We start from the raw sequence: 6,689 nt of genomic DNA on the forward strand, positions 1-6,689 counted from the left end.
AGTTGTCTGGCGCCATCATTGCATGCGCGGGCGCCGCGGATCGCGAGGTGTGCCGCCGGGTCCCGGCCCGGTGCGCCCACCCCCGGCCACCGGCGGAGCCGCCGGCGGCCGGGCACCGCGTCCCGATGGGCGCACCGGCGCACGGGAGTTGACCATCCCATTACCGGGCGTTGACCTACAGTATGCGCACCGGCAAGGTGTGGGACGGGGGCTCGGTATGACGTTGGTGCAGGTCGTCGAGGTGTCCGGCGTGCTGCGGCCGTGGGGGGTGTGCGATCTGCGGGGCGCCGCGCGGCCGCCGGTGCTGGCCTATCCGCACGAGGCCGCGGTCGTCGTCTCCGGGGTGCCCGGGGCGGGGAAGTCGACACTCATCGCTCGAGCCGTCTCCGACCCGCGCGCGACGGTGCTCGACGCCGGCCTGCCCGGCCGGCTGCGCCGGCCCGCCGTCCGCGCCCGGCACTACGCCCGGCTGCTGCGCGCCCGCCGCGCGCCCGCGCCGCTGGTGGTGCACGACTGCGGCGCCGTGCCGGTGGTGCGCCGGCTGCTGGCCCGCCGCCGCGCCACCCATCTGATCGTGGTGGACGCCGCCGACGACGAGGCGCTGGGCGCCCAGCGCGGCCGCGGCCGCCCCCTCGCCCCGCGGGTCTTCGACCGGCACCGCGCCGCGATGGGCGCGCTGCTGCGCGACGCCGCCCGCGGGCTGCTCCCGGACGGGACGGCCAGCCTGGTGCTGCTGGACCGCCCGGCCGCGGCCGCCCTGCCCGGCATCTCCTTCGCCGGGACGGCCGTTCCCACCGGGCGGCTACCCTGGCGCCACGCACACCCGCACCAGACCCGACCGGAGTAGCTCCCCCATGGACCACCACCCCGCCCCGGGCGGCGGCTTCCCCGCCAACCCGCTGGAGCAGGCGCTGCTGGCGTCCGTCGGACGCCCGGACTCCACCGCCGCCCTGCTCGGCGTCCTCGCCGAGTCGCAGGTGTGGGTGCCGCTGCCGAACGGCGGCAGCCCCCGCCACCCCGCCCTCGACCTGCCCACCGTGGAGCTGGAGGGGGTGCCCTATGTGCCGGTCTTCTCCTCGGAGGAGCAGCTGCGCCGGGCCGCCGGCGACATGCCCCACGCGGTGGCCCCGATGCGGGAGTTCGCGCGCGGGCTGCCGCCGCAGATCGGCATCGCGGTGAACCCGGAGGGCGAGGTCGGCATCCCCATCCCGGCGCCGCTGGTGGCCGAGCTGGCCGCCGGGCCGGACCCCAACCGGCACGACAGCCCCGACCCGACCGCCCATCCGGTGGCGCCGCAGCCCTCCGGCGCGCGCGTCCAGCTGTGGGAGCCGGACCCGGCGAGCGAGCCGGTGCCGTTCCTGGCGGCCGCCGCCGGCGAGTTCTCCTTGGTGCCGGTGGTTCTGAGTGCGCGTCGGGCGCTCGCCTCGGTGGAGGGCGCCGATCCGTCGCTCTTCGTCGGCGTCGAGCTCGACGGCTGGCAGCCCGAGGACCGGGACGCGGCGATGAACGCGCTGGGCCGGGCGCTGGGCGCGGCACCGACCCCGTGGCCCGTGAACATCGTTCTGCTGGACGTGGCGCAGGACCCGGTGGCCGACTGGATGCTCGATCAGGTAACGCCCTTCTACCAGCGCGGCTAGCTCCCTATCGGTAGGTCCGCCGCACCTGCTTTGATGGCTGGACGGGACGGCCGCAGGCGACTGCGGACAGCTGCCGCGGACGGCGCGGCAGGGGAGGGAGACGACGGGGTATGACAGGCGCGGAAGCGCGGGCCGGGGGGATCCGGGAGGGCGGCGCCGCCCTCCCCGGGGGCCGCACGGCCGCCGCGGACCGGCTGGAGCTCGAGCTGCGCGAGGTCGGGCCGGGCCGGCTGGACGCCTACGAGCGGCTGCTGCACGCGGTCGCCGACGGCGAGGTGCGGATGCTGCTGTGGCACGGGGAGCCCGGCACGCCGTCCGCCCAGTACGGGAACATGGAGGTCGGCGGCTTCGGCTACGTCCCCGCCGTCACCTCGGCCGAGGAGCTGGCCGCCTCCGGCTGGACGCGGGCCCACGAGGTGGTCGCCGGCCGGGCGATCGCCGGCTCGCTCTTCCGCAGCCGCTTCGGGCTGTGGCTCAACCCGCACGCCGCCGAGGGCGGCGTCGGCATCCCATGGCTCGACCTGCGGCGCATCGCCGGCGGCCTCGACCGGCTGCCGGCCGGCCCGCTGGCGATGCATGAGCCGACGCTGCAGGCGCCGGAGTTCTACGAGCGGCTGACGGAGGCGGCGTTCCGGGCCGGCTCGGTCCGCACGCTGCGGCAGGCGTGGGTGCGGCCGGGTCTCGGGGAGGAGTACCTGGCCATCGGCGTCGACCTGTACGAGCAGAGCGCGGCGGCGCACGAGGCGGTCCGCGGCATGATGGCCGAGGCGGTGCGGACGGCACCCGGGGGCTTCTCGGTGGCGACGGTGTCCATGGCGGACGAGTACGACCCGGTCGCGATGTGGATGGCCCGCTGCACAGAAGCGTTCTTCCAGCGCTGACCCCGCGCCCCTTCGGGGCGCCTTCGCCGCGGGATCGGGGCGGGTGAAAATAGAGGCGTGCCGTATCTCGACCATGCCGCGACGACGCCGATCCACCCGGACGCCCTCGCGGCCCTCACCGCCCACCTCGCCACCGACGCCACCGGCAACCCGTCCTCGCTGCACGCCTCGGGCCGCCGCGCCCGCCGCGTGGTGGAGGAGTCCCGCGAGTCCCTGGCCGCCTCGCTCGGCGCGCGGCCCAGCGAGATCGTCCTCACCGGGGGCGGCACCGAGTCCGACAACCTGGCGCTGAAGGGCCTGTACTGGTCGCTGCGCGCCCAGGCCGGGCCGGACGGCCCCGCCCCGCGGCTGCTGGTCAACCCGACCGAGCACCACGCCGTGCTGGACACCGCGGTCTGGCTCGCCGAGCACGAGGGCGCCCGCCTCGACTGGCTGCCCGTCGACCGCCTCGGCCGGGTCTCCCCCGAGGAGCTGGACGCCGCGCTGGCCGCGGCGCCGGACGTGCCCACGCTGGTCTCGGTGATGTGGGCCAACAACGAGGTGGGCACGGTCAATCCGGTGCGCGAGCTGGTCGCGGCCGCCCACCGGCACGGGGCGCTCGTGCACTCCGACGCGGTGCAGGCGCTCGGCCAGCTGCCGGTCTCCTTCGCCGAGTCGGGGCTGGACGCGATGACCGTCACCGCCCACAAGATCGGCGGTCCGGTGGGGACGGGCGCGCTGCTGCTCACCCGCGAGCTGGCGCCCGTCCCGCTGCTGCACGGCGGCGGGCAGGAGCGGGACGTCCGCTCCGGCACCCTGGACACCGCCGGCGCCGCGGCGTTCGCGGCCGCCGCCGCGGCCGCCGTCCGGGAGCTGCCGGAGCACGCCGCCCGGCTCACCGCGCTGCGCGACGAGTTGATCGCCGCGGTGGCCAAGGAGGTCCCCGAGGCGGTGCTCACCGGCGACCCCGGCCCGGGGCCGGAGGGGCGGCTGCCGGGCAACGCGCACTTCGCCTTCCCCGGCTGCGAGGGCGACTCGCTGCTGCTCCTGCTGGACGCGCAGGGCATCGAGTGCTCCACGGGCTCGGCGTGCACCGCCGGCATCGCCCAACCGAGCCATGTGCTGCTCGCCATGGGGTACGAACCGGAGGAGGCGCGCGGCACGCTGCGCTTCAGTCTGGGCCGCACCTCCACGTCCGAGGACGTGGCCGCGGTGGCCGCGGCGATCGGTCCGGCGGTGGAACGGGCACGAACCGCCGGGCTCTCGCGTTGAACGTGGATACTTGCCGATAGGGCTCAGGCGGCGAAGGGCGGGAGGGCAGGTCCGACAATGAACTGGTTCTGGTGGGTGTGGATCTTCGTCATGCTGGGCGGAGCCGGCGGCGTGGCCAACACCGTCCGGAGCGCTCTGGACAACCGTCACCGGCGCCGGATGGCCGTCATCAAGGCGAAGACCGAGGCGGAGGAGCGCCATCGGAAGGCGCTCGCCGAGGCCGACCGGCAGCCCGAGGCGATCTGCGGCTGCGGCCACCATCTCGCCAAGCACGACCGCGCGGGCCACTGCCACGAGATGGAGCAGCGGGCGGTGGAGTGGGACGCCAACCAGCGGCCGATCCGCTTCGAGGCGGCGCAGTGCACCTGCCAGCAGTACGTGGGCCCGCGCCCGCTGGAGGCGTACTACGCGGAGCCGCTGATCGATCTGGACGCCCAGCTGGAGAAGCCGTCGCTGGAGAAGAAGAAGCGGGACGAGTAGCGCGGCGGGGCCCGGCTACTCTGGACGGGTCATGACGAACTTCCCCGCTTCCGCTTCCGGCGCCGCCCCCGAGGGGCGGCCGCTGCGGGTGCTCGCCGCGATGTCCGGCGGGGTCGACTCCGCGGTGGCCGCCGCCCGCGCCGCCGCGGCCGGCCACGACGTCACCGGCGTGCACCTGGCGCTCTCCGCCAACCCGCAGTCCTTCCGCAGCGGCGCGCGCGGCTGCTGCACCCTGGAGGACTCCCGGGACGCCCGCCGCGCCGCCGACGTGATCGGCATCCCCTTCTACGTGTGGGACCTCTCCGAGCGCTTCCGCGAGGACGTGGTCGAGGACTTCTACGCCGAGTACGCCGCCGGCCGCACGCCCAATCCGTGCCTGCGCTGCAACGAGAAGATCAAGTTCTCGGCGCTGCTCGACAAGGCGCTGGCGCTGGGCTTCGACGCGGTGGCCACCGGCCACTACGCGCGGATCCTGGACGGCCCCGGCGGCCGCGAGCTGCACCGCGCCGTCGACCCCGGCAAGGACCAGTCGTACGTGCTGGGCGTGCTGACGGCCGATCAGCTGGCGCACGCGATGTTCCCGCTCGGCGACACCCCGAAGGCGCAGGTACGGGAGGAGGCCGAGCGGCTCGACCTGGCGGTCGCCCGCAAGCCCGACAGCCACGACATCTGCTTCATCGCGGACGGCGACACCCAGGGGTTCCTGGCACGGCGGCTGGGCGAGCGCCCCGGCGAGATCGTCGACGCGGACGGCAACCGGGTCGGCGAGCACGACGGCGCGTACGGCTTCACCGTCGGCCAGCGCAAGGGCCTGCGGCTGGGGCACCCCGCGCCGGACGGCAAGCCGCGCTATGTGCTGGACGTCTCGGTGGTGGACAACCGGGTGACGGTCGGCCCCGCGGACGGCCTGGACATCCACGGGCTGACGGGCATCCGGGCCCGCTGGTGCGGCACGCCGCCGGAGGGCTCCGGGCGGTTCCACGCCCAGCTGCGGGCGCACGGCGAGCCGGTGCCCGTCACCGCGGAGGTCGCCGGGGGCGGCACCGTGCGGGTGGACTTCGACGCGCCGGTCCGCGGCATCGCCCCCGGTCAGGCCGTCGTCCTCTACGACGGCACCCGGGTGGTCGGCTCCGCGACCATCGACGCGACCCGGCGGGCGGCGGCCGTCACCCGATAGGGTGACCGGCCCGAGCGCACGCCACCACGCCACCACGTGAGCAGAGGAGTTGCCGAGGTGCCAGATCCGTCCGAGGCTCCGTCGCCGCGCGCACTGGCCGAGACCGCGGCCGCGCTGGGGCTGCTCGCCTCGCCGGCCCGGCTGCACATCCTGTGGCGGCTCTCGGTGGGCGAGGCCGACGTCTCGACGCTGGCCGAGGAGGTCGGCGGGGCGCTGCCGGCGATCAGCCAGCACCTGGCGAAGCTGAAGCTCGGCGGGCTGGTGCGGTCCCGGCGGGAGGGCCGCCGGGTGGTCTACCTGGTGGCCGGGCCCGAGGTGTCGGCGCTGGTGCACCGGCTGCTGGAGCACTTCGCGGGGCCGGCCGGGCAGGGCGGTGGCGCGGCGGCGGTCCGGGACAACGTCCGTGAGCTGGGCGCCTGAACGGGCGCCGGCGCCGCCCCGGGCGGCGGGCGCGGAGCCGGCGCGGGAGTCGGTGCACGCGCTGCTGCGGACGCTGCGCAGCGGGCCGCGCGGCCTGACGGACGGTGAGGCGGAGGCGCGGCTCGCCGGGTTCGGCGAGAACCTGGTGCCGGGGCGGCGTCCCGATCCGGCGCCGGTGCGGTGGGCGCGGGGGCTGCGCGATCCGTTCACGGCGCTGCTGGCCGCGCTGGGCGTCGTCTCGGCTGCGATCGGCTCGTTCGGGCCGGCGGCGGTGGTGGCCGGGATGGTGGCGCTCAGCTGCGTGCTGCGCGCGACGGGAGAGGCGCGGGCGGACCGGGCGGCGGCGCGGCTGCGCGAGCTGCTGGCGGCCACCGCGACGGTGCGGCGGCGGGGCGGCACCCGGGAGGTGCCGGTGGAGCAGCTGGTGCCCGGCGACGTGGTGCTGCTCGCGGCGGGCGACGCGGTGCCGGCGGACGTCCGGCTGCTCACCGCGCGGGGCCTGACGGTGCACCAGGCGGCGGTCACCGGCGAGTCCGCGCCGGTGGCGAAGCGCGCGCTCCAGCTCCCCGCCCCCGGCGACGAGAGCGCCCGCTGCTTCCAGGGCTCCGAGGTCGCCTCCGGCAGCGCCACCGCCGTAGTCACCGCCACCGGCCCCACCACCCGCCTCTCCGCCCAGCCCCTGCGGCCCGAAGGCCGACGAGGCGCTGACGCCCCGTCGGTGCGGCGTCGCTCGGTGCGGCGTCGCTCGGTGCGGGGGATGGGCGGCGGGTCGGACCGGGGGTCGGCCTTCGATCGGTCGGTGCGGGGGATCGCGTGGTCGTTGGTGCGGTTCACCGTGGTGAC

At 76.5% G+C, this 6,689-nt stretch carries 8 protein-coding genes; all 8 read left to right on the forward strand.

Annotated elements, in window-relative coordinates; translation table 11 throughout:
• Positions 1 to 217 precede the first annotated feature (217 nt).
• On the forward strand, positions 218 to 847 hold the full coding sequence (locus tag BIV57_RS14895; RefSeq protein ID WP_071657287.1) for a hypothetical protein: 630 nt from the start codon (positions 218 to 220) through the stop codon (positions 845 to 847).
• A 7-nt stretch (positions 848 to 854) separates the two neighbouring features.
• Complete coding sequence (locus BIV57_RS14900; RefSeq protein ID WP_071657288.1) at positions 855 to 1,637, forward strand: enhanced serine sensitivity protein SseB; 783 nt, start codon at positions 855 to 857, stop codon at positions 1,635 to 1,637.
• Between the two features lie 110 nt (positions 1,638 to 1,747).
• Positions 1,748 to 2,518, forward strand: coding sequence for an enhanced serine sensitivity protein SseB C-terminal domain-containing protein (locus BIV57_RS14905; protein WP_079170346.1), 771 nt, complete (start codon positions 1,748 to 1,750; stop codon positions 2,516 to 2,518).
• A gap of 57 nt (positions 2,519 to 2,575) precedes the next feature.
• Positions 2,576 to 3,769 (forward strand): cysteine desulfurase family protein, encoded by a 1,194-nt coding sequence (locus BIV57_RS14910; RefSeq protein WP_071657289.1) that lies wholly within the window; start codon positions 2,576 to 2,578, stop codon positions 3,767 to 3,769.
• A 57-nt stretch (positions 3,770 to 3,826) separates the two neighbouring features.
• Positions 3,827 to 4,249 carry a hypothetical protein gene (locus BIV57_RS14915; RefSeq protein ID WP_071657290.1) on the forward strand — a complete coding sequence of 141 codons (423 nt, stop codon included), beginning with the start codon at positions 3,827 to 3,829 and terminating at the stop codon, positions 4,247 to 4,249.
• A 31-nt stretch (positions 4,250 to 4,280) separates the two neighbouring features.
• Entirely contained in the window at positions 4,281 to 5,426 is a 1,146-nt protein-coding gene (gene mnmA / locus BIV57_RS14920; RefSeq protein WP_071657291.1) for a tRNA 2-thiouridine(34) synthase MnmA, read from the forward strand.
• 57 nt (positions 5,427 to 5,483) lie between these two features.
• Complete coding sequence (locus BIV57_RS14925) at positions 5,484 to 5,846, forward strand: ArsR/SmtB family transcription factor (protein WP_071657292.1); 363 nt, start codon at positions 5,484 to 5,486, stop codon at positions 5,844 to 5,846.
• Positions 5,830 to 6,689, forward strand: an 860-nt coding sequence (locus BIV57_RS14930) for a P-type ATPase actuator domain-containing protein (protein WP_419185716.1), incomplete at its 3' end; no start/stop codon positions are given. The genes BIV57_RS14925 and BIV57_RS14930, both read left to right, overlap by 17 nt.

Source organism: Mangrovactinospora gilvigrisea (genome assembly GCF_001879105.1).
Lineage (GTDB): Bacteria > Actinomycetota > Actinomycetes > Streptomycetales > Streptomycetaceae > Mangrovactinospora > Mangrovactinospora gilvigrisea.

What these genes read in the sequence shown, in the direction of transcription:
- mnmA (WP_071657291.1), top strand. Translation starts at nt 4,281, where the DNA reads ATGACGAACTTCCCCGCTTCCGCTTCCGGCGCCGCCCCCGAGGGGCGG.
- BIV57_RS14900 (WP_071657288.1), top strand. Translation starts at nt 855, where the DNA reads ATGGACCACCACCCCGCCCCGGGCGGCGGCTTCCCCGCCAACCCGCTG.
- BIV57_RS14895 (WP_071657287.1), top strand. Translation starts at nt 218, where the DNA reads ATGACGTTGGTGCAGGTCGTCGAGGTGTCCGGCGTGCTGCGGCCGTGG.
- BIV57_RS14905 (WP_079170346.1), top strand. Translation starts at nt 1,748, where the DNA reads ATGACAGGCGCGGAAGCGCGGGCCGGGGGGATCCGGGAGGGCGGCGCC.
- BIV57_RS14915 (WP_071657290.1), top strand. Translation starts at nt 3,827, where the DNA reads ATGAACTGGTTCTGGTGGGTGTGGATCTTCGTCATGCTGGGCGGAGCC.